General features: G+C 74.0%; 22 protein-coding genes. 8 read left to right on the top strand and 14 right to left on the bottom strand.

The genetic code is table 11. The features are described 5' to 3' along the window. Positions 1 to 136 precede the first annotated feature (136 nt). Positions 137 to 454: a helix-turn-helix domain-containing protein gene (locus NOCJ54_RS27805; protein WP_051486305.1), complete on the top strand. Its 318-nt coding sequence runs from the start codon at positions 137 to 139 to the stop codon at positions 452 to 454. A 31-nt stretch (positions 455 to 485) separates the two neighbouring features. Here NOCJ54_RS27805 and NOCJ54_RS0122700 read toward each other — a convergent pair whose 3' ends face one another. Together NOCJ54_RS0122700 and NOCJ54_RS0122695 are read right to left on the bottom strand one after the other, a co-directional pair. Further along, the gene (locus tag NOCJ54_RS0122700; RefSeq protein ID WP_028657304.1) at positions 486 to 1,085 is read right to left on the bottom strand and encodes a ClpP family protease; all 600 of its coding nucleotides are present in this window, start codon (positions 1,083 to 1,085) and stop codon (positions 486 to 488) included. Then, positions 1,082 to 1,711 carry a ClpP family protease gene (locus NOCJ54_RS0122695; RefSeq protein WP_028657303.1) on the bottom strand — a complete coding sequence of 210 codons (630 nt, stop codon included), beginning with the start codon at positions 1,709 to 1,711 and terminating at the stop codon, positions 1,082 to 1,084. Before NOCJ54_RS0122695 ends, NOCJ54_RS0122700 begins: the two co-directional genes overlap by 4 nt. Positions 1,712 to 1,837: 126 nt before the next feature. On the opposite strand from NOCJ54_RS0122695, the gene NOCJ54_RS27800 reads away from it, so the two are divergent. The 3 genes from NOCJ54_RS27800 (at position 1,838) to NOCJ54_RS0122680 (ending at position 5,060) form a co-directional block, all read left to right on the top strand. After that, on the top strand, positions 1,838 to 2,530 hold the full coding sequence (locus NOCJ54_RS27800) for an SAM-dependent methyltransferase (protein ID WP_051486304.1): 693 nt from the start codon (positions 1,838 to 1,840) through the stop codon (positions 2,528 to 2,530). Positions 2,531 to 2,571: 41 nt separating this feature from the next. Next, on the top strand, positions 2,572 to 4,062 hold the full coding sequence (locus tag NOCJ54_RS27795) for a cellulase family glycosylhydrolase (RefSeq protein WP_198020314.1): 1,491 nt from the start codon (positions 2,572 to 2,574) through the stop codon (positions 4,060 to 4,062). 113 nt (positions 4,063 to 4,175) lie between these two features. Continuing rightward, entirely contained in the window at positions 4,176 to 5,060 is an 885-nt protein-coding gene (locus tag NOCJ54_RS0122680) for a Bax inhibitor-1/YccA family protein (protein ID WP_028657302.1), read from the top strand. Positions 5,061 to 5,806: 746 nt separating this feature from the next. On the opposite strand, the gene NOCJ54_RS0122675 is transcribed toward NOCJ54_RS0122680, so the two are convergent. Beyond that, positions 5,807 to 6,826 (bottom strand): SGNH/GDSL hydrolase family protein, encoded by a 1,020-nt coding sequence (locus NOCJ54_RS0122675; RefSeq protein WP_036519510.1) that lies wholly within the window; start codon positions 6,824 to 6,826, stop codon positions 5,807 to 5,809. 36 nt (positions 6,827 to 6,862) lie between these two features. Here NOCJ54_RS0122675 and NOCJ54_RS0122670 point away from each other — a divergent pair, with 36 nt between their 5' ends. Then, entirely contained in the window at positions 6,863 to 8,248 is a 1,386-nt protein-coding gene (locus tag NOCJ54_RS0122670; protein ID WP_028657300.1) for a cystathionine beta-synthase, read from the top strand. Further along, positions 8,241 to 8,738: a GNAT family N-acetyltransferase gene (locus NOCJ54_RS0122665; protein WP_028657299.1), complete on the top strand. Its 498-nt coding sequence runs from the start codon at positions 8,241 to 8,243 to the stop codon at positions 8,736 to 8,738. The genes NOCJ54_RS0122670 and NOCJ54_RS0122665 overlap by 8 nt, the downstream gene beginning before the upstream one ends. On the opposite strand, the gene NOCJ54_RS0122660 is transcribed toward NOCJ54_RS0122665, so the two are convergent. After that, entirely contained in the window at positions 8,732 to 9,682 is a 951-nt protein-coding gene (locus tag NOCJ54_RS0122660) for a GNAT family N-acetyltransferase (protein ID WP_198020313.1), read from the bottom strand. The two genes, NOCJ54_RS0122665 and NOCJ54_RS0122660, sit on opposite strands and share 7 nt — an antisense overlap. An 88-nt stretch (positions 9,683 to 9,770) precedes the next feature. On the opposite strand from NOCJ54_RS0122660, the gene fdxA reads away from it, so the two are divergent. Further along, positions 9,771 to 10,097 carry a ferredoxin gene (gene fdxA, locus NOCJ54_RS0122655; RefSeq protein ID WP_028657297.1) on the top strand — a complete coding sequence of 109 codons (327 nt, stop codon included), beginning with the start codon at positions 9,771 to 9,773 and terminating at the stop codon, positions 10,095 to 10,097. A 16-nt stretch (positions 10,098 to 10,113) separates the two neighbouring features. Then, entirely contained in the window at positions 10,114 to 11,226 is a 1,113-nt protein-coding gene (gene dapC / locus NOCJ54_RS0122650; RefSeq protein ID WP_028657296.1) for a succinyldiaminopimelate transaminase, read from the top strand. Here dapC and NOCJ54_RS0122645 read toward each other — a convergent pair. The 10 genes from NOCJ54_RS0122645 to NOCJ54_RS30135 form a co-directional block, all read right to left on the bottom strand. Further along, positions 11,223 to 12,680 (bottom strand): Ig-like domain repeat protein, encoded by a 1,458-nt coding sequence (locus NOCJ54_RS0122645; protein WP_028657295.1) that lies wholly within the window; start codon positions 12,678 to 12,680, stop codon positions 11,223 to 11,225. The two genes, dapC and NOCJ54_RS0122645, sit on opposite strands and share 4 nt — an antisense overlap. 80 nt (positions 12,681 to 12,760) lie before the next feature. Next, positions 12,761 to 13,711, bottom strand: coding sequence for a nucleoside hydrolase (locus NOCJ54_RS28770; protein ID WP_051486302.1), 951 nt, complete (start codon positions 13,709 to 13,711; stop codon positions 12,761 to 12,763). Beyond that, a complete protein-coding gene (locus tag NOCJ54_RS29725; RefSeq protein WP_028657294.1) occupies positions 13,708 to 14,598 on the bottom strand; it encodes a hypothetical protein in 891 nt (296 codons plus the stop codon). The genes NOCJ54_RS28770 and NOCJ54_RS29725 overlap by 4 nt, the downstream gene beginning before the upstream one ends. Then, positions 14,595 to 15,164 carry a hypothetical protein gene (locus NOCJ54_RS0122630; RefSeq protein ID WP_028657293.1) on the bottom strand — a complete coding sequence of 190 codons (570 nt, stop codon included), beginning with the start codon at positions 15,162 to 15,164 and terminating at the stop codon, positions 14,595 to 14,597. Before NOCJ54_RS0122630 ends, NOCJ54_RS29725 begins: the two co-directional genes overlap by 4 nt. Continuing rightward, positions 15,161 to 16,018, bottom strand: a complete 858-nt coding sequence (locus NOCJ54_RS0122625; protein WP_051486316.1) for an ABC transporter ATP-binding protein — start codon at positions 16,016 to 16,018, stop codon at positions 15,161 to 15,163. Before NOCJ54_RS0122625 ends, NOCJ54_RS0122630 begins: the two co-directional genes overlap by 4 nt. Next, complete coding sequence (locus NOCJ54_RS27785) at positions 16,018 to 16,872, bottom strand: hypothetical protein (RefSeq protein ID WP_051486301.1); 855 nt, start codon at positions 16,870 to 16,872, stop codon at positions 16,018 to 16,020. Before NOCJ54_RS27785 ends, NOCJ54_RS0122625 begins: the two co-directional genes overlap by 1 nt. Continuing rightward, positions 16,869 to 17,411 (bottom strand): RNA polymerase sigma factor, encoded by a 543-nt coding sequence (locus NOCJ54_RS0122615; RefSeq protein ID WP_028657291.1) that lies wholly within the window; start codon positions 17,409 to 17,411, stop codon positions 16,869 to 16,871. The genes NOCJ54_RS27785 and NOCJ54_RS0122615 overlap by 4 nt, the downstream gene beginning before the upstream one ends. Before the next feature lie 62 nt (positions 17,412 to 17,473). Next, a complete protein-coding gene (locus tag NOCJ54_RS30630) occupies positions 17,474 to 18,433 on the bottom strand; it encodes a hypothetical protein (protein WP_315897798.1) in 960 nt (319 codons plus the stop codon). A gap of 33 nt (positions 18,434 to 18,466) precedes the next feature. After that, positions 18,467 to 19,408 (bottom strand): 2,3,4,5-tetrahydropyridine-2,6-dicarboxylate N-succinyltransferase, encoded by a 942-nt coding sequence (gene dapD, locus NOCJ54_RS0122605; protein WP_028657290.1) that lies wholly within the window; start codon positions 19,406 to 19,408, stop codon positions 18,467 to 18,469. A 549-nt stretch (positions 19,409 to 19,957) separates the two neighbouring features. After that, a partial coding sequence (locus NOCJ54_RS30135; protein WP_198020312.1) for an HNH endonuclease signature motif containing protein occupies positions 19,958 to 20,449 on the bottom strand: 492 nt, incomplete at its 5' end.

Here is a 20,449-nt window from a genome sequence, read left to right as displayed (position 1 = left end):
TCGGCCGCGGGCGGCCTCGCACCTCAACCACCGGCGGGGGCTGGCCTCGCACCTCAACCAACAGTGTTGATTCTGCCCAGAGCAGAAGTCCCCGGCGACCGCGCGGAAGCGGGTGGAGGCCGACCTACGATGAAGCATGGCCGACGACACCGGGACCGACACCGAACCCCTCTGGCGGGACCTGCTGGGGCGCGAGCTCAGGCGGGCGCGGCGCGAGCGGGGCTGGACGCTGACGGAGACCGCGGAGCGGGCGGGGATCTCGCCGCAGTACCTCTCCGAGATCGAGCGCGGGCTCAAGGAGCCGAGCAGCGAGATGATCGCCGCGGTGACCGGCGCGCTGGGCAGCTCGCTGCTGGAGATCACCTCCGCCGTCGTCGGTGAGCTGTATGACGTGGGGCCGGTCCGCCCGCTGCGGCCGGTCGGCGGCGCGAGCGCTCTGGCGCTCGTCGCCTGACCGACCGGTCGGCCACGGCCCGCGCCGCGGGTCAGGCGAGCGCCGGGCGCTCGGCGATCACCTGGTCGACCAGGCCGTACTCCCGCGCGGCCTCGGCCGTGAACACGCGGTCGTGGTCGGTGTCGGCGCGCAGCGTCGCGACGTCCTGGCCGGTGTGCCGCGACAGCACCTGCTCGATCTCTGACCGGACCCGGACCACCTCGTCGGCCTGGAGGATGAGGTCCGGGATCGGGCCGCGACCCTGCGCGGCCGGCTGGTGCAGCACCACCCGCGCGTGGGGCAGCGCCGAGCGCTTGCCCGGGGCACCGGCGGCCAGCAGCACGGCGCCCACCGCGACGGCCTGGCCCACGCAGGTCGTGGCCACCTGCGGCCGCACGTACTGCATCGTGTCGAGGACCGCGAGCATCGCGCTCGGGTCGCCTCCCTCGCAGTTGACGTAGAGCTGGATGTCGCGGTCGGGGTTGTCGGCCTCGAGGAAGAGCAGCTGCGCGACGAGCGCGTTCGCCACGCCGGCGTCGATCGCGGTGCCGAGGTAGACGACCCGCTCGGTCAGCAGGTGGGAGTAGACGTCCATGATCCGCTCGCCGCGCGGGTGCTGGGCGATGACGTTGGGGATCGTGTAGCTGCTCATCGCGCCGCTCCTGCCACGAAGGTGCCGAGGCCGACAGAGCGTCGTACCGGCGGGGCGACGGTGTCGAAGGAGGTGACCACCTCGTCGACGAAGCCGTACTCCAGGGCCTCGCTCGCGGTGTACCAGCGGTCGCGCAGCGAGTCCTCGAAGACCCGCTCCACCGGCTGGCCGGTGTCCTCGGCGATCAGCCCGAGCACGGTGTCGCGCATGTGCCGCAGGTCCTCGGCCTGCAGCTCGACGTCCGCCGCGGTGCCGCCGATGCCGGCGGAGCCCTGGTGCATGAGGATCCGCGAGTGGGGCAGGGCCCGCCGCTTCCCCCGTGTTCCCGCCGAGAGCAGGAACTGCCCGGCGCTGCACGCGATGCCGAGCGCGAGCGTCGAGACGTCGCACGGCACCAGGCGCATCACGTCGCGGATCGCGAGCATCGCCGGGACCGACCCGCCGGGGGAGTGGATCCACAGCGCGACGTCGGCGGAGGGGTCTTCGGTCGCGAGGTCGACGAGCTGGGTCGCGATCACGACGCCGTTGTCGTCGTCCAGGGCGCCGTCGAGGACGACCACCCGCTGCTGCAGGAGCTCGCGCCGGCGCCTGTCGTCGAAGAGTCGGGGGCTGTTGTCGTTGCTCATGGCGCCACCCTGCGTCGCGACGGGGGCCCGGACCAGCGGGTTCTGCCCACGGCGGACGCCCGCTGCCGACAGCGGACGGACCACCCCGCTTGACCTCAGGTCCACCTGGACCGACACAGTTGTCCCATGCACCGACACCACCGCGAGGACGCGCACGACCACTCGCTCGAGGGGCTCCGCGAGGCACTCACCGCCGGATTCTGGGACGAGCGCTACTCCGGCAGCGAGCGGGTCTGGAGCGGCCGGCCCAACCAGCGCCTCGTCGAGCAGGTCGCCGACCTCACGCCCGGCACCGCGCTCGACGTCGCGTGCGGCGAGGGCGCGGACGCGATCTGGCTGGCGAAGCAGGGCTGGAAGGTCACCGCCGTCGACGTCTCGCAGGTCGCGCTGTCCCGCGTCGCGACCCACGCCGAGGACGAGGGCGTCGCCGACCGCGTGCGGATCGGCTTCTACGACGCGCTCGACGACCCGCGCCCGGCTGGCCGCCGCACGTTCGACCTGGTGACGGTGAGCTTCCTGCACGTGCCGGTCGAGGACTTCGACGACGTCTACCGCGGCGTCGCGGCGGCCGTCCGCCCCGGCGGACGCCTCCTGGTCACCGCCCACCACCCGCACGACGTCGAGAGCGGCGCCCGCCACGACCACGGCCCCGGGCTGCTGTTCGAGCCGGAGCGCGTGTTGACGACGCTCGGCGTCGACCAGCCCGGCTCGCCGTGGGAGGTGGAGGTCGCCGACACCGCCGAGCGGGTGCAGGAGACCGCCGACGGCCCGCTGCACGTCCGCGACACCGTGGTCCGGCTGCGCCGCCGCGCGAGGTGAGCCAGTGACGCAGGTCACGTCCGTGCAGTATGTTGCCGGACGTGCTCCCTGCAACACGTTCTAGTCGGTTGCGCCGTGCGGTCGTGCTCGCGGCCACGCTGGTCCTGGCCACCGTCGGTGCGCTCACCCTGCCGGCCCCGACCGCATCGGCCGACGAGGAGCCGCCGCAGCTGCGCCGCGAGGGCCGCTGGCTCGTCGACCAGCACGGCCGGGTCGTCATCGTCCACGGGTTCAACCTCGTGTGGAAGCTCGACCCCTACGTCCCGCCGGCCACCGCCGAGGGCTTCACCGCCGCGGACGCCGACTGGCTCGCCGAGCACGGCTTCAACGCGGTCCGCCTCGGCACCCTGTGGGCCGGGATCACGCCCACCGCACCAGGCGCGGGCGACCCGTCGTACCGCCAGGGCTGGCAGCGGGTCATGGACCTGCTCGCCGACCGCGGCATCTGGATGCAGCTCGACATGCACCAGGACCAGTTCCATGAGGTGTACGGCGGCGAGGGCGTCCCCGACTGGGCGCTGCGCCGTCCCGCGCTGCTCTCGCTGCTGCCGCCGATCAACCTGCCCTTCCCCATGGGCTACTGGACCCCGGAGAACTCCCTCGTCTTCGACGAGTTCTGGGCCAACAAGCACAAGGGCGTCGACCACTGGGCCGCCGCGTGGCGCATCGCCGCCGACTGGTGGAAGGACCAGCCCTACCTCATGGGCTACGACCTGATGAACGAGCCGTGGATGGGCCTGGAGTGGCTCACCTGCTTCACCAACGGCTGCCGGCAGAGCTACACGAAGGAGCTGCAGCCGGCCTACGAGAAGGCGACCCGCGCCATCCGCGAGGTCGACCCCGACAACGTCGTGTGGTGGGAGCCGCAGCAGCTCGCCGCCGGCCGCCAGGTGCCCACGTTCCTCGAGCCGATGCCGGGGGAGGACCAGCTCGGCTACTCCTGGCACAACTACTGCCAGGACGTCTTCCTCGAGTCCCAGGGCCTCCCGCTCGGCAACGTCGAGAACTGTTGGAAGTTCAGCCAGGAGCGCACCACCACCGCTCTGGCCCAGGCCGAGCGGATGCACGCCGTACCGCTGCTCAGCGAGTGGGGCGCCACCGACAACGTCCGCGCCGTCGAGATCGACGCCGCCGTCGCCGACCGCAACCTGATGGGCTGGACGCACTGGGCCTACAAGCAGTGGCAGGACCCGACGACCGCCGACGAGGCCCAGGGCCTCTTCCACGACGACGCCGATCTCGGCTCGGTCAAGGCCGACAAGCTGCGGGTCCTGGTCCGCACCTACGCCCAGGCCACCGCCGGCACCCCGCTCGCCATGGACTTCGACACCGCGACCGGCGAGTTCACCTACCGCTACCGCTCGAACGGCATCGACGCCCCCACCGAGATCTTCGTCAGCCCGTTGCACTACCCCGACGGGCACGACGTCCAGGTCACCGGCGGCCAGTGGCAGCCCGGCACCTCCGGACGCATCGAGGTGCGCCCCGACACGCCCGGCCAGGAGGTCACGGTCCGCGTCACCCGACGTTGACCAGCCTTCGATCGGGTAGGTGACACGGGAACGAACCGGTCACGTCAGGCGTTCCACCAGCATCGGGCCCCTAGACTGGAGCCCAGACGACTCGCAGACCTGCGGAGGAGATCATGCAGAGCAACAACCCGGTGTTCCGGCGCTCCGAGGAGTTCAACCGGAGCGGAGCAGGCGCATACCAGGGGTTCGGCCAGCCGCAGTACAACCAGTACGGCCAGCCCGGCCAGCCCCAGCCCTACGGCGGGTACGGCGAGCCCGGCCAGCCCACGCCCACCCCGGCCCCCACCCGCGGCACCGGCCGGATGACCATCGACTCGGTCGTCCAGACGACCGCGATCACCCTCGGCATCACGATCCTCGCCGCCGCGGTGACCTGGTTCCTCACCCCTGACATCGACAGCACCGAGGCCATCGCCACGCTGTCGACCTTCATGATCATCGGTGCGGGTGCCGCGTTCATCCTGTCGCTGGTCAACTCGTTCAAGCGGGTGGTCAGCCCGGCGCTGGTGATGGCGTTCGCCGTGGCCGAGGGTGTCGCCCTCGGTGCGCTGAGCAAGTTCTACGACGCCGCCTTCGGCGCCGACTCCGGCTCGTACGGCGGCATCGTCGTGCAGGCCGTCGTCGGTACCTTCGCCGCGTTCGCCGGCACCCTGGCTGCCTACAAGTTCTTCGACATCCAGGTCGGCAACAAGTTCCGCACCTTCGTCATCGCGGCGATGTTCGGCATGGTGGCCCTCAGCCTCATGGAGGTCGTCCTCGGCCTCTTCGGCAGCCAGCTCGGCCTCTTCGGCTTCGGCGGCCTCGGCCTCGTGTTCGCCATCGGCGGCCTCGTCCTCGGTGTCTTCATGCTGATCCTGGACTTCGACTTCATCGAGCAGGGCGTCCGCAACGGCATCCCGGAGCGCGAGTCCTGGCGTGCCTCGTTCGCGCTGCTCGTGAGCCTGGTCTGGATCTACACCAACCTGCTCCGCATCCTCGCGATCCTCCAGCAGGACTGACCTGGTCCGCGCGAGCGCGTCGCCCAGTCGAGGGCGAGGGGGACCCTCCGGGCCCGCCCTCGCCCTCGACGCGTCTTGGGCGCCGGCGTCGGAGCACGAACGGCCCCGGCCCACCTCGGTGGGACCGGGCGCGTCGGCATTTCGCACGAGGGCGCCGGCGCCGCAGGCACCTGACCGAGCCACACCCAGCACGAACGACATCCCAGACCAGCGCCCGGTGAGGGTCCGGTGGGGCGCCGGAGGTGCCGGACGGCGGTTCTCCCGGCCGGCAAGTCGGGGTGCGGTCGGCGTCGGTCGGCAGACCGCCTGACGTAGCGGGGTGGACGCCGGCCGCGGCGCGCTCTGCAGCCGGTCGGGAGGGGCCGCCGGGAGGCGCCGCAGGCGCCTGACCGGCCCGAGCGTTCACGCCGGCGAGCAACACCCACCACCCACCACGAACGACATCCCCACCCAGCCCCCGGTGAGGGTCCGGTGGGGCGCCGGAGGTGCCGGACGGGCGGTCCTCCCGGCCGGCAAGTCGGGTCGCGGTCGGCCTCGGTCGGCAGATCGGCTGGCGTAGTGGGGTGGACGCCGGCCGCGTCGCGCTCTGCAGCCGGTCGGGAGGGGCCGCCGGGAGGCGCCGCAGGCGCCCCACCGGGCCCGAAGCAGCCAGACCAGCCCCCACCACAGCCAGTAGCCAGACCAGCCACCCACCACAGCCAGCAGCCAGACCAGCCAACAGGCCAGCCAAGGGCGGCCGGCCCGACTCACTCCACCGCCGTGGCCTCCGCGTCCTCCGGAGCCTCACCGGGCACGTGCTGGCGACTGCGGCGGTGCCGCAGCTCGACCCACAGGCCGCGCACGCCGGCACGGCGGCCGGCGACCTCGGTGCCGTCGAGCTCGGTGCCCGGCTCGTTGACGGCCTGGACGGCGGCACGGGTGATCGGCAGGACGCCCTCGCCGCGGAAGGCCTCGAGGCCGACCTCCTCCTCGGGCACCTGCTCCAGGGCGGCGAGGAGGGAGGGGACCAGGACGCGGGCCAGCGCCCGGTAGCCCTCCTCCGACGGGTGGAACTGGTCCGGACCGAAGAGCAGCGCGGGCGCGGCGGCGAACTCCGGTCCGAGGATGTCGCCGAGCGACACGGTCCGGCCGCCCTCCTCGATGACCGCGATCGTCTGGGCGGCGGCGAGGCGCCGCGACCAGGCCCGGGCGACCTGCCGCAGCGGAGGGGCGATCGGCTGGACCGTGCCGAGGTCGGGGCAGGTGCCCACGACGACCTCGGAGCCGGCGGACATCAGCCGGCGCACGCCCTCGGCGAGGTAGCGCACGGAGTGCGACGGGCGCATCGTGTGCGTGACGTCGTTGCCGCCGATGAGCACGATCGTGACGTCGGGCTCGATGGGCAGCGCCCGGTCGACCTGGGCGGCGAGGTCGGACGACTTGGCGCCGACGACGCAGAACGCGCGCAGGTAGACGCGGCGGTCGGCGTGCTCGGCGATCGCCGACGCGATGAGCGCGCCCGGGGTGTCCTCGACCCGCTCGACGCCGTACCCGGCGGCGCTGGAGTCGCCCAGCAGCGCGATCTTGATCGCCGGTCCCGGACGGCCCCGGCCGTACCAGCCGGTGGCGTCCGGCGGCGGATCCTCGCGGGCCGGACCGATGGTCTTCCTCGCCAGCCTGGCCTCCGCGGTGAGCACCCCGTAGAGGCCGGCTCCGAGCGCGGACAGCCCGCCGCCGCCGTAGAGGGCAGCAGCAGCCAGCTTTCGTGCAGCGGACGCCTTGCTCACGCGCACAGCCTACGAACTGCCCGATACGGTGAGCGCATGGAGTACGTGGAGTCCCTGCTGGAGCTCATCGGCGACACCCCGCTGGTGCGGCTCAACCGTTCGCTCGACCTTCCCGCCGACGGACCGTTGGTGCTGGCCAAGGTGGAGTACCTCAACCCCGGCGGGTCCGTGAAGGACCGCATCGCGACGCGGATGATCGAGGCCGCCGAGGAGTCCGGCGCGCTGCAGCCCGGCGGGACGATCGTCGAGCCCACGTCGGGCAACACCGGCGTGGGGCTGGCGATGGTGGCCCAGCAGAAGGGCTACCAGTGCATCTTCGTGTGCCCCGACAAGGTCAGCGAGGACAAGCGCAACGTGCTGCGGGCGTACGGCGCCGAGGTGGTCGTCTGCCCGACGGCCGTCCCGCCGGAGCACCCCGACTCCTACTACAACGTCAGCGACCGGCTCGCCTCGCAGCCGGGTGCCTGGAAGCCCGACCAGTACTCCAACCCGCACAACCCGCGCTCGCACTACGAGGAGACCGGCCCCGAGATCTGGCGCCAGACCGACGGCCGGATCACCCACTTCGTCGCCGGCGTCGGCACGGGCGGCACGATCTCCGGCATCGGCCGCTACCTCAAGGAGCAGAACGCCGCGGTCCAGGTGGTCGGCGCCGACCCCGCCGGCTCGGTCTACTCCGGCGGCACCGGTCGGCCGTACCTCGTCGAGGGCGTCGGCGAGGACTTCTGGCCCGAGACCTACGACCGCGAGATCGCGGACCGCATCATCGAGGTCTCCGACGCCGACTCGTTCGCCTTCACCCGCCGACTCGCCCGCGAGGAGGCGCTGCTCGTCGGCGGCTCGTCCGGCATGGCCGCGTTCGCCGCGCGCCAGCTGGCCGGCGAGCTCGCCGCAGAGGGCAAGAACGACGCGGTGATCGTCGTGCTGCTGCCCGACTCCGGTCGCGGCTACCTCAGCAAGGTCTTCAACGACGACTGGCTGGCGCAGTACGGCTTCAGCACCGGCCAGCCGCAGCCGGCGCGCACCATCGGCGAGGTGCTGCAGACCAAGACCGCCGGCATCCCGGCGCTGGTGCACACCCACCCGAACGAGACGATCGCCGAGGCTGTCGGCATCCTGCAGGAGTACGGCGTCTCGCAGATGCCCGTGGTCCGCGCGGAGCCGCCGATCGTGGCCGCCGAGGTGGCCGGCTCGGTGTCCGAGCGAGCACTGCTCGACGCGCTGTTCACCGGCAAGGCCCGGCTCAGCGACCCGGTCGAGGAGCACATGTCGCCGGCGCTGCCGACGATCGGCTCGACCGAGGACGCCACCGCCGCGGTGCCGCTGCTGGAGTCGGCCGACGCGGTCCTGGTCCACGAGGACGGCAAGCCGGTCGGCGTGCTCACCCGGCACGACCTGCTGGCGTTCCTCGCGCGTGGCTGACCTCCCGGTCCTCCCGACCGGGATCCGGGCTGCGGAGCCGCGCGACGTCCCCGACGTCCTGCGGCTGGTCCGCGCGCTGGCGGAGTACGAGCGCGAGCCGGACGCGGTCGAGACCACCGAGGAGGACCTGCACCGCTGGGTGTTCGGCGACGACCCGGTGGCCAGCGTCCTCGTCGCCGAGTCCGCCGGCGAGGTGGTCGGGATGGCGCTGTGGTTCCGCACCTTCTCCACCTGGACCGGCACGCCGGGGCTCTACCTGGAGGACCTGTTCGTCGACCCGGCGGCGCGGGGGAGCGGCCTGGGCAAGGCGCTGCTGGCCGCGCTCGCCCGGATCGCGGTGCACCGCGGCTACCGTCGCGTCGAGTGGGCCGTGCTCGACTGGAACACCCCGTCGATCGAGTTCTACGAGGCGCTCGGCGCCGGTCCGATGAGCGAGTGGTCGACCTACCGGCTCACCGGCGACGCGCTGACCGCCCTCGCCACTTACTGACCGGCGCCCGGCTGAGGGGCCCGGTAGTACCGGCAGGTGTGGTGGGGCGCGAACCCCAGCGCCTCCCAGAACGCCGTGCCATCGGCGTTGGCCGTCTCCACGTGCAGCCACGCCGTCAACGCTCCCTGCTCGGCGCCCCAGTCGAGCAGCTCGGCCAGCACCGCGGAGGCGAGGCCGCGCCGGCGGTGCCCGGGGTCGACGGTGAGGTCGTGGATGGCGAGCCAGTCGCCGTCGACGTGCGCCCGGCCCTCGGCCAGCGGGTCGCACCCGCTGCCGGCGCTCGCCACCGCGCGTGCGCCCGTCACGGAGAGCTCGACGTCGTGCCGCTGCCGGCCGAGGGTACGACGCACGCGGGACACCGACGCGAGCCGGAGCTCGGCCTCGCCGTACCCCAGGTCGCGCCAGCCCAGCGCGTGCAGCTGGTCCTCGACGTCGGACCCGGCCTCCACCTGGGCGAGCGGCTCGCGCGAGCGGGCCTCGTAGAACGCGACGACCTCCGCCGCGGCGTCGGCGACGGGTCGGCCCGGGTCGCCGATGGCGAGGCAGGAGTTGGCGCGCTTGCGCAGCCGGGTGCCGTCGTCGGGCTGGGAGCGCAGCTCCCACTCGCCGAGGGCTACCCGCTCCGTCCCCGGCCACAGCGCGGCGGTGCGGCCCTCGACCTCGCGGGTGCTGACCCGCAGCCGGGAGGCGGGCCGCGGCGGCACCGGCTTGCCGGAGACGATGTCGGCCAGCGCGATCGTGACCGCCGGACCTTCCTCGGGCTGGACGACGCAGGCGCCTTCGCTCCACGACAGGCAGGTGCCGAGCAGGTCGGTGAACGCCGGGCCGCCGGTCGGTCCGGTCTCGCCGCGCAGCAGCCGACGCACGACCACCCGCTGGCCGACGACGTGCGGCCCCAGTCGGTGTTGTCCAGTGTTTGGGGCGGGTCCGTGCACGTCGCTCACGCCGGGGATACTAGGCTGGGCTCCGACACGAAAGTGTTTCGTGTCGGCCCGCAGGCCCTCACTTCAGTCCTGGTCCAGGAGGAACCCGATGACCTACGTCATCTCGCAGCCGTGCGTCGACGTCAAGGACCGCGCGTGCGTCGACGAGTGTCCCGTCGACTGCATCTACGAGGGCAAGCGGATGCTCTACATCCACCCCGACGAGTGCGTCGACTGTGGCGCCTGCGAGCCGGTCTGCCCGGTCGAGGCGATCTTCTACGAGGACGACGTCCCGGAGGAGTGGAAGGACTACTACGACGCGAACGTGAAGTTCTTCGACGACCTCGGCTCGCCCGGTGGTGCCGCGAAGATGGGCGAGATCGACAAGGACGCCGAGTTCGTCGCTGCGCTCCCGCCGCAGAACCAGGACCACTGAGCTCCCGTTGATCACGTTGGGAGCCGTTTCGGGCCGGCTGCCCGACTTCCCCTGGGACAAGCTCACCAGCTTCGCCGAGACCGCCCGGGCGCACCCGGAGGGGATCGTCGACCTGTCGATCGGCACGCCGGTCGACGCGACGCCCGAGGTCGCGCGCCGCGCCCTCGCCGACGCCGTCGACGCCCCGGGCTACCCCACGACCGTGGGGCTGCCCGAGGTGCGGCAGGCCGTCGTCGACTGGCTCGCGGGTGTCCACGGGGTCACCGGGCTGGACACCGACCAGGTGCTCCCGCTGATCGGCTCCAAGGAGTTCATCGCCACGCTGCCGTCGTACCTCGGCCTCGGCCCGGGCGACGTGATCGGCTACCCGGCGCTGGCCTACCCGACCTACGAGGTCGGCGCCGCGCTGGTGGGGGCGAAGGCGGTCGCGACCGACTCGCTGACCGCCTTCGGCCCCGAGACGCCGGCGCTGCTGTGGATCAACTCGCCGTCGAACCCGACGGGTCGCGTGCTCCCGCCCGAGCACCTCAGGAAGGTCGTCGACTGGTGTCGTGAGCGCGGCGTCCTGCTCGTCTCCGACGAGTGCTACCTCGACTGCGTGTGGGAGGGCGAGGCGCTCTCCGTGCTGCACCCCGACATCTGCGGCGGGTCGGCCGACGGGATCCTCGTGGTCCACTCGACGTCGAAGCGCTCCAACCTCGCCGGCTACCGCTGCGGCTTCGTCGCCGGCGACCGCGCGGTCGTCGCCGAGCTGCTCGCGGTGCGCAAGAACCTCGGGATGATGATGCCGACCCCGGCGCAGCGCGCCATGGTCGCGGTGCTCGGCGACGAGGCCCACGTCAAGGAGCAGCACGAGCGCTACCGCGCCCGCCGCACGAAGCTCCGCGCGGCCCTCGAGGGTGCCGGCTACACGATCGAGCACTCCGAGGCCGCGCTCTACCTCTGGACCACGAAGGGACCGGACGGCCCCGACAGCTGGGCGCTGGTCTCCGAGCTCGCCGCGCAGGGGATCCTGGTGGCGCCGGGCGCCTTCTACGGCGCTGCCGGCAACCACCACGTGCGGATCGCCCTGACGGCGAGCGACGAGCGGATCGATGCCGCCGTCGCCCGCCTGTCCGGGCAGGCCTAGCGCACCCGCACCTTCGCCCGCGCCTGCGACGCCTTGAGGCCGGTCGCGCCGCGGTAGGCGACGCCATAGGTGTGCGCGCCCTTCGTGCGCCGCGGCAGGGTGATCGTCGCTGCGCCGCGGACCAGGCGCACCTTCCCCAGCACCCGGCCGCGCTCACGGACCACGACGGTCCCGCCCGGGGCCGGGACGCCGGCGGCAGTGACCCGGACCTTCAGGCGCACCGCGCGCCCCGGCAGCACGCGTGCGCTCGCCCGCGTCCGCGTCGCCGCCTTCGCGACCCGACCGGTGAGGGCCTCACCCTGCCAGTCGCTGTGGTCCGGTGCGGACGCCGTGACGACGAGCCCGACGCGGTGCCCGGCGTCGGCGGGCCGGAGCCGGTACGTCGTACCGGTGGCGCCGGCGATCGGCTTCCCGTCGCGGGTCCACTGGTGGCGCAGGGTCGCGCCGGGCTGGACGGTCGAGCCGCCCCACAACGGCTTGACCTCCTGCCCGACCTTCGCCGCGGCCGGCAGCCGGAAGCCGGGACCGTCCACCTGCACCAGGGGCGGCAGCACCCGCCGCCAGTCGCTCGCGAAGCCCGCACGCGGGGCGTACCCCGGCTTCGACGGGATGGCGATGTAGCGGACCTCCGCCCCGGCGTCCTCCGCGGTCGTCGTGTACGACGCCCCGGTGGCCCCCGGGATCGGGGCGCCGTCGCGGTACCACTGGTAGTGGACCTCGTCCGGCGTCGGGGTGATCTCGAGCGGGTCGGCGGTCAGGGTGTCGCCGACGTGGATGTCCCCGGCAGGGCTGAAGGTCGGCTGGGTGGGCACGTGCCAGGGCTGGTCCTTGACCTGCCAGGAGAGGGTGCGTTCGGTGGTGCGGCCGACGCGGTCGGTGGCGACGATCGTGAAGCTCCGGGTGGTCCCGGTGTCGAGCGCGGCCCCGACGGGGAGGTCGCCGGTGCAGGACGCGACGCCGGAGCCGGCGTCGGCGCAGGAGTAGTCGACGGTGGTGGTGCCGGGGTCGACGGACCCGCCGTCGAGGGCGGCGAGGTTCGGGCCGAGGGTGATGGTCGGGGCGGCCGTGTCGACCCCGACCTCGAGCTGCCGCTCGGCCTCGTTGCCGTCGCGGTCCCACGCCTCGACGGTCAGCGTGGTGCGACCGGGGTTCTCGACCTGGATGCTGGCCGAGGTGGCCACGATCGAGCCGGACCGGCTGGTCGCTCCGGTGAGGGTCCAGCGCCCGCCGCCGACGCCGGAGGACCCGACGTCGGTGAGCTTGACCGCGAGCGTGACCGCGCCGGTGGACCACCCGTCCACGAGCGGCTGGTCGGGCGTGATCGCGATCGTCGGCGGGTCGAGGTCGAGGTCGCCGTCGCCCGGCGGCGGGGCCGCGAGGCCGGGTGCCGTCGGGGTGATCGCGGCGAGCAGCGCGAGGGCGCTGGCCGCCGAGGGGATGAGCAGGCGTTTCATCGATGTCCTTCCGTGAACCCGCCGCCGGGTGCGGCGTCGTCACCTGCTCTGCTGCAGCGAGGGGCCCGAACGGTTCGGCCTCAGGCCAGCGACGTCCGACACAGCTCGTCGACCACGTCGGCCGGCACCTGGTTCACCAGGCGCACCCGGCCGTCGCCCGCACGGCTGAGCCGTCCGTCGGGTGCGACCGACCAGGCGCCGCGCTCGGCCGCCAGGTCGGCGGAGGCGTCGAGGAAGGCGGCCGCCGCGGCCAGGTCCCACCACGTGTCCAGGCCCTCGGCGACCTGGCCCAGGCCGGCGCCGGCGAGCGCCGGGGGCGTGCCCTGCGGGACGGCGTCGGCCGGCACCAGCGTCAGCGGTGGAGCGACGCCGTCGTCGGACAGCACCTCCCGCAGGGCCGACGGGTCGGCCGCCGCGTTCCACTCCACCGCCCCCGCCACGGCCGGGCCGGAGCGGCTGGCGGCCATCACGTGCACCGCACGGAGCCGCGCGTACTCGTCGGGGTGCGCCGCACGCAGGGCCGCGACGTTGGTGAGCGGACCGAGCGCGACCAGCTCGAGGCGGGGGTAGGAGGACGTGAGGGCGGCGACCAGCCGCTCCGCCGGCACCGGTGCCTGCGGCAGCGGGGCGCCGCCCGTGAGGCCGAAGCCGCCGGCCGCCTGCCGGCGCCACGGCGCGGGGAACGCCCGCCCGTCCGGCCCGGCGTCGTCACGCCCGCACGCGGTGGTCACGGGCGCGACGCCGACCAGGGCGAGCAGGGCGCCCAGGACCCGGCGTCCGTCGGCGCACCCGACGAGCCCCGTCGTGGCGATCGTGAAGCCGACGACCTCCACCTCGGGGTGCCGCACCAGCACGGCGATCGCGGCCAGGTCGTCGCGGCCGAGGTCGGTGTCGACGACCACCGGGCGCGGGTCGCGCTTCACCGGGACGGCCGACAGCCCCCCGGGGCCGCCGTCGTCGTCGTACGGCGCGGTGCAGGCGGTCAGCGCCACGAGACCGGCGAGCAGGACGGCCGCGGCGCGGCGCCTCATGGCGCCAGCGCCAGCTGGAGCACGACACCGACGCCGGCGCCGAGCAGGCCAGCGGCGGCGAGCCAGCGGCGCAGCGGTGCCCGACGGGGGACGGTGGTGGCGGCGAGCAGCAGGGTGAGCCCGACCAGGTAGAGGTCGTGCGCGCCGGCGACACCGGGGGAGACGACCAGCCGGGCCCAGTAGTCCTGGTAGTCGTTCGGCGCCGCGAGCAGCCACGCGTCGGGGAAGCCGTTCGGGTCGGCGGTGGCAGGTGCGACGCCGACGTAGAACGGCTGGACCTGCACCGGGGTCAGGAAGGTGGCCGGCCGGCTGCTCCACGCCCAGTAGACGGCACCGACGACGAACCAGAGGACGAGCAGCAGCAACCACGCCGCCGGCCGGCTGCGCACCACCCGCACCAGGGCAAGGCCGAGGGCGACGGCGAAGGCCGCGAGCAGGACCGGCTGCAGCAGCTCGGGCAGGGTGTAGACCGCGTGCTCGGTGCGGCCGGGCTCGTCACCGAGGCGTAGCCCGCCGGTGGCCCCGAGTGCGATGCGGGCCGCGAGGACGACCGCGGCCGCCAGCAGGACCAGCACGCCTCCGCCCAGCAAGCGCGCCACGGCACGGCTGGTCTCCTGGACCGGGGCGGCCTCGGCCAGCGGGACGAGCCCTCGGGCCCCGGCGCCCACGACGGCGACGGCGATGCCGAGCCACAGCGGGGTGAGCGCGGCCAGGTAGCCCTGGTACTCGGCGGTCGCCCAGCCGTCGTTCGTGGTCGTCAGCATCCACGCCGACGCGGCGATGCCGAGCCACGGTGCCGGGTGGCGGACCAGGCGCAGCGCCTCGATCCGCGCGAGGGCGAGGACGGCCCGGCGTCCGGGCGGTGCGGGGGAGGTGAGGGTGGTCAACGTCGCCTCCTGGGGAGGGTGAGCCCGAGAACGGCGGCAACGGCTGCGCAGTGCAGCCAGGGGTGGTGGAGCCAGGGGAGGAGAAGCCCTGCGTCCTCCGGCGGTACGACGAAGGTGGCCGCGCCCCACGCGAGGGTGACGGCGCTGCCGAGGGTCACGCCGGACGGTCCCGGCAGCAGCAGCGCGAGCGCGACGCCGGTCGCGGTGAGCGCGACGACGGGGCCGGTCGGCCACCCGGTCGAGTCGACGAGGTCTCCGGCCGCGGTGGGCAGCACCCACAGGGCGAGGGCGAGGGGGAGGACGAGCCACAGCCGGTGGGCGTGGCGGTGCAGCCGGCCGGTCGGGCTGGCGGCGAGCAGGTCGGCGGCCGGGTCGTGCAGCGCGGCGACGACCGTGCCGGCGAGCAGCGCCTCGAGCAACCCGGGCGGTGCGGACGTGAAGCCGTCGACGAGCAGCCGCGCGGTCGCGAGTCCGACGACCGCGACGGCGGCGCCGAGCAGCGGCGCCGTGGGCAGGGCACGGGCGGTGGGTCGCACCCACGCGGGTGCGAGGGCGGCCGCGGTCACCGGTGCGTCCCGCGGGCGAGCAGCAGGTAGCCGTCGTCGAGGGTCGGGTCGACCAGCCCGGCAGCGGGCGGCGGCTCGCCGAGGTGGCGCCAGGCGCCCTCGGCGGTCTGCCAGCTGCGGAACGCGTCGGGATCCTGGCGGTCGTCCTCCCACACCCGGCCGCGGGCCAGCTCGGCGAGGTCGCCGGGTGTGCCGTCGAAGACGACCATGCCGGCGAGCAGCACGACCACGCGGTGGCACAGGGCAGCGACCTCGCTGGTGTCGTGCGTCGACATCAGCACCGTCGGTGCCGCGGACAGCAGCGAGCGCAGCCGGAGCCGCTGCTCGGGGTCGAGGCCGGATGCCGGCTCGTCGAGCACCAGCAGGTCGGGGCGGCCGACCATCGCCGCGGCGAGCGCCACCCGCTGCCGCATGCCGCCGGAGAGCTTGCGGATCTTCTTGTGCATCACGTCGGCCAGGTCGACCTCCTCCAGCACGCGGCGCACCTCGTCGCGGCGCCGACCCGGGTCGGTGAGCTCCTTGAGCACGGCGACGTAGTCGACGAGGTCGAAGGGGGTGAAGCCGGGGTAGAGGCCCGGGTCCTGGGGCAGGTAGCCCAGCCGCCGGCGGATCTCGACCCGCTCGTCGTGGTGCGACGGGTCGAGGCCGAGCAGGGACAGGGAGCCGGAGTCGGGCGCCAGGACGGTCGCCGCCATCCGCAGCACCGTGCTCTTCCCGGCGCCGTTGGGTCCGAGCAGCCCGACGACGCCGCCGGAGACCTCGAGGTCGACGCCGTCGACGGCGACGGTGCCGCGGTAGCGCTTGGTCAGGCCGGTGCCGACGACCCCGGCGGTGCGGTCGACGCGCGTGCTCATCACAGTGCCCTCCGGTAGACGACGGCCTCGCGGCGCGCGAGGCTCACGGCGGCCGCCGCGACGGCGACGGCCAGCGCGACCGCCTGGGTGGACGAGGCCGCAACCAGCTCGGCCGTGGCGGACAGGTCGAAGCCGGGCCGGTCGCTGCCGGCGCTGGCGACGGTGAGGACGGCCAGGGTCCACAGCGCCGCCAGGGTGGTGGCGACCGCCAGCGGGTCGAGGCGCGTGGTGCCGGCGGCGAAGGTCGTGCCCGCCAGCGCGGCGCCCGGCAGCAGCCACGCGGTCGTCAGGCCTGCCGGGACGGAGCCGCCGAGCCCACCCACCGCGACGAAGCCGGCGAGCGCGCAGGGCACGGCCACCGCGCACACGACGAGGGCACGCAGGGCGACCAGGCGCAGCCCGGCAACCGGCGCGGCGAGGCTCATCTCGCCGGCCGGGTCGTGGCCGGCGCGGAAGGCGACGACGACGCCGGCCATCGGCGCCAGCGGTGCGAGGAGCAGCAGGAGCAGCAGGCCGCCGCGGCCCGACACGGTGGAGAGCACGACGGGGGCGACGCCGACGACCGCCGCGGCGAGCAGCGTCGCCCGCGCCAGGGCAGGGGCGCCGACCACGAGCCGGAGCCGGTCGCTGCCGGGCAGCCGGCGCAGCCGCGAGGGCCGGTCCACGTCCGCGGTGAGGCGCTCCCACGCCGCGTCCAGCGCGGTGGGCCGCGCCTGGGCGGACACGGTCGCCAGCCGGGCGCGGCACGAGGCGCACGCGAGCAGGTGGGTCTCGGCGGACGCCGTACGGGCCAGGTCGCCGGCGGCGCGCAGGTAGGTGTCGATGTCGTCGGTGTCCAGGTGCCACTCGGTCACAGCAGGGCCTCCCTCAGCTGGAGCCGCGCACGGCTCATCCGGCTCTTGACGGTGCCGCTCGGGATGCCGAGCAGCCGGGCCGCCTCGGTGGTGCTCAGCCCGTCGATGACGGTCGCGCGGACGACGGCCTGCAGCTCGGGGGAGAGCCGCTGCAGCGCCTGGCCCACGTCGGTGTGCTCCAGCCGCAGCAGCACCATCTCCTCCGCGGAGGAGAGGTCCTCCTGGCGCACCCGGGTCAGCTTCTCCAGCACCGACTTCCGCGGCCGGACCCGGTGCAGCAGGGTGCGCACGGCGATGCCCCACAACCACGCCGCGACCTCGCCCTCGCCCCGGTAGCGCCGCGGCTTCTGCCAGACCGTCAGGAAGGTGTCGTTGACGACGTCGGCGACCACGGCGGGGTCACCGCACCGTTGCGCCACACGCGCCGCGAGCCACGGCTGGTGCCGGGTGAAGAGCGTGTGCAGCGCCCCGCGGTCGCCCTCGGCGATCGCGGACAGGAGCGCACGGTCGTCGCGCTCGTCGGGGTGTTCTGCCAGCACGTCAACACTGTTCCAGCGAGGACGCCGAACGGTTCACGCATCGCGAAAAAAGTGGTGCGCGGTCACCTGAAGACGTCGATGTGGACGTGGTCGCGGTGCTCCAGGATCGCCCGGTCGCCCGACGAGCGCGGCGGGTCGTAGTCGCGCCAGCCCTCCCGGCCCGCGGTCCAGATCCGGTCGTCGAAGATCACCGTGCGGATCTGCAGGCGTGCCGCGTTCGCGACGGCCCAGTGCGCCATCGCCCAGCCCCTGGTCTTGTTGGCCGGGCTGATCGGGCGCACGAAGGCGTCGATGGCGCGCCCGTCGTAGTGCGCCGAGCCCTCCATGTGCCCGGAGCTGACGCCGCCGGGGGCGTAGCCGCCCAGGGAGAGCCGGCCGAAGCGCTCCAGCAGCTCCTTGCGGACCTTCTCCGCCCGCGGGGTCAGCCCGCTCGGCGTCAGGTCGGCGTCCGCGGTCGGCGCGCCGCCGTCGAGGTCGCAGCTGAACGTCGCGGGGGAGTGGCCCGCCAGCGCCGACGCGAGCGCCCGCCCGTCGGCCTCGTGGTCGGCGTACGCGTTCGGGAACGCCGAGCGCTGCACGCGCTGCGCGGCGACCGTGATCTCCATGCTCTCGTAGCCGTCGACCTTCTCGAGCGCGTCGTAGAACGCGTTGGTCGAGTAGACGGGGTCGAGGACCTGCTCCGGCGAGCCCCAGCCCTGCGAGGGCCGCTGCTGGAACAGGCCGAGCGAGTCGCGGTCGCCGTAGTCGATGTTGGCGAGCTTGGACTCCTGGTAGGCCGTCGCCAGCGCGATCGACGCCGCCCGCGCGGGCAGCCCGCGGCGTACGGCGATCGCCGTGATCAGCGACGCGTTCTCCGCCTGCTCGCCCGACACCTCCACCGTGTGCCCGCCGACGGTGACCGTGCAGTCGCCGCTCGGCCCGCCCACGATGGAGTCGGTCGCCCGCAGCACGGCGATGCCGACGACCGCCACGGTCGCCACGACCGCGACGCCACCGACCAGCGCCGTTGCTCTCGCCCTCACACCCTCAGTGTCCGGAACAGGACAAGGAGGGCCTCAGTTCGCGTGCAGCGCCGCGTTGAGGGCGATGCCCTCGCCTTGCCGCGGCACGGCCTCGATCGCGCCGGAGACCGAGTTGCGTCGGAAGAGGACGTTGCTGGCGCCGGAGAGCTCACGGGCCTTCACCACGCGCGCGTCCTTGCCCGGCTCGAGCACGGTGACCTTGGTGCCGGCCGTCACGTAGCAACCCGCCTCCACGACGCAGTCGTCGCCCAGCGAGATGCCGATGCCGGCGTTCGCGCCGAGCAGGCAGCGCTGGCCGATCGAGATGACCTCCTTGCCACCGCCCGACAGCGTGCCCATGATCGAGGCGCCGCCGCCCACGTCCGAGCCGTCGCCCACGACGACGCCCGCCGAGATCCGGCCCTCGACCATCGACGTGCCGAGCGTGCCGGCGTTGAAGTTCACGAAGCCCTCGTGCATGACCGTCGTGCCCTCGGCCAGGTGCGCCCCGAGCCGGACGCGGTCCGCGTCGGCGATCCGGACACCCGCCGGGATGACGTAGTCCACCAGGCGCGGGAACTTGTCCACGCCGTACACCGTGACGTGCTGGCCCGCCGCCTGCAGGCGCGCCCGGGTCAGCTCGAAGCCCTCGACCGCACACGGACCCGCCGAGGTCCACACCACGTTGGTGAGCAGGCCGAAGATGCCGTCGAGGCTCTGCCCGTGCGGCTGCACCAGGCGGTGCGACAGCAGGTGGAGCCGCAGCCACACTTCCACCGTGCTCACCGGCGCCGCGGCCAGGTCCGCGACCTCGACCAGGTTGACCTTGCGGGTCACCCCCCGCGCCTCGTCCGCGCCCTCGAGCGCGGTCAGCTCGGCCGGCGCCACCGCGTCCGCGGGCTTTTCGCCCAGCTGCGGAGCAGGGAACCAGGTGTCGAGGACGGTCTCGCCGTCGGCGGCGTACGTGGTCAGGCCGAAGCCCCAGGCAGCAGTCACGTGAGGAGAGTCTAGGGCCGCCGGGGAGAGGGGGAGAGGGGGTGTCCGTGGGGCGTGACGTTCATCTGGCCTCGTGGTTGGTGTCGGCGGCCGCGCACCGTAGCCGACCGGCCCCCGCCGTGTTGTCTGGCGCGAGCGTGTCGCCTGTCGAGGTTCGCGCGCAGGCGCTCGCTGCGCTCGGCCCGCACTTGCCCTCGACGCGCCTCCGGCGCGGGCGCCACGCTGCCGCGCGCGCAGTTGGCTTCGGTAGGTGGCACAGTCCGTCTGGCGGCAAGCCTGGGGTTCGCGACGACGTCTAGCTCCCGGTGGTTGAGGTGCGAGGCCGCCCGCGGCCGAGCCTCGAAACCTCCGGGCCTTGATGGCGGGCTGTGGTGGGCACAGCCGGGTGCATCGGTGCCACTGGTTTCGAGGCTCGGCGCTGGGGCGCCTCGCACCTCAACCAGCGGCGGGAGGTCGGCGCGGGGCGCCTCGCACCTCAGCCAGCGGCCAGTCCTAGGTCGCCGGACATACCTGTGACCCCGCCGTCAGGCGGGGTGTGGGGCGGGGGAGCTAGTAGTCGTCGGGGTCGAGGGGGCGCGGGGTGTCCAGGACTTTCGTGCCCGCCGGACCGACGAGGAAGTGCCGCCCGTTCGGTGACATCCAGAGGTAGTGGCCGGGCTGCACCGTCACGTAGCGCCAAAGCGAGAAGGTCTTGGCCCGGTGGTGGCGTCGGCAGAGCGGGACGAGGTTGCACGGGCACGTCGGGCCGCCGCGAGCATGCTCGATCGTGTGGTCGAGGTCGCAACGGCTCGCCCTGACGGTGCAGCCGGGGAAGCGGCAGGTGTGGTCGCGCAGCTGGACCCGTTGGCGGTGGCGGTCGGGGATCTCGTAGGAGTCGACGGGGATGCAGTCGGCCAGGTCGATGACGGGGCGGACGATGACGGTGGTGCGGGGTGCCTGGAGCCACTCCCTGACCTGGCTGGCGAGGACCGGGGTGCCGGTCTCCTCGCAGCGGGCGACGGGGTTGTCGCCGGTGAGGGTGGTGTCGGTGACGTGGACGTT

Origin of the sequence: Nocardioides sp. J54 (assembly GCF_000519005.1) — a bacterium.
Lineage (GTDB): Bacteria > Actinomycetota > Actinomycetes > Propionibacteriales > Nocardioidaceae > Nocardioides.
Note: the sequence above shows the minus strand (reverse complement) of the source record. Positions and strands in the feature narration are given on the sequence as shown.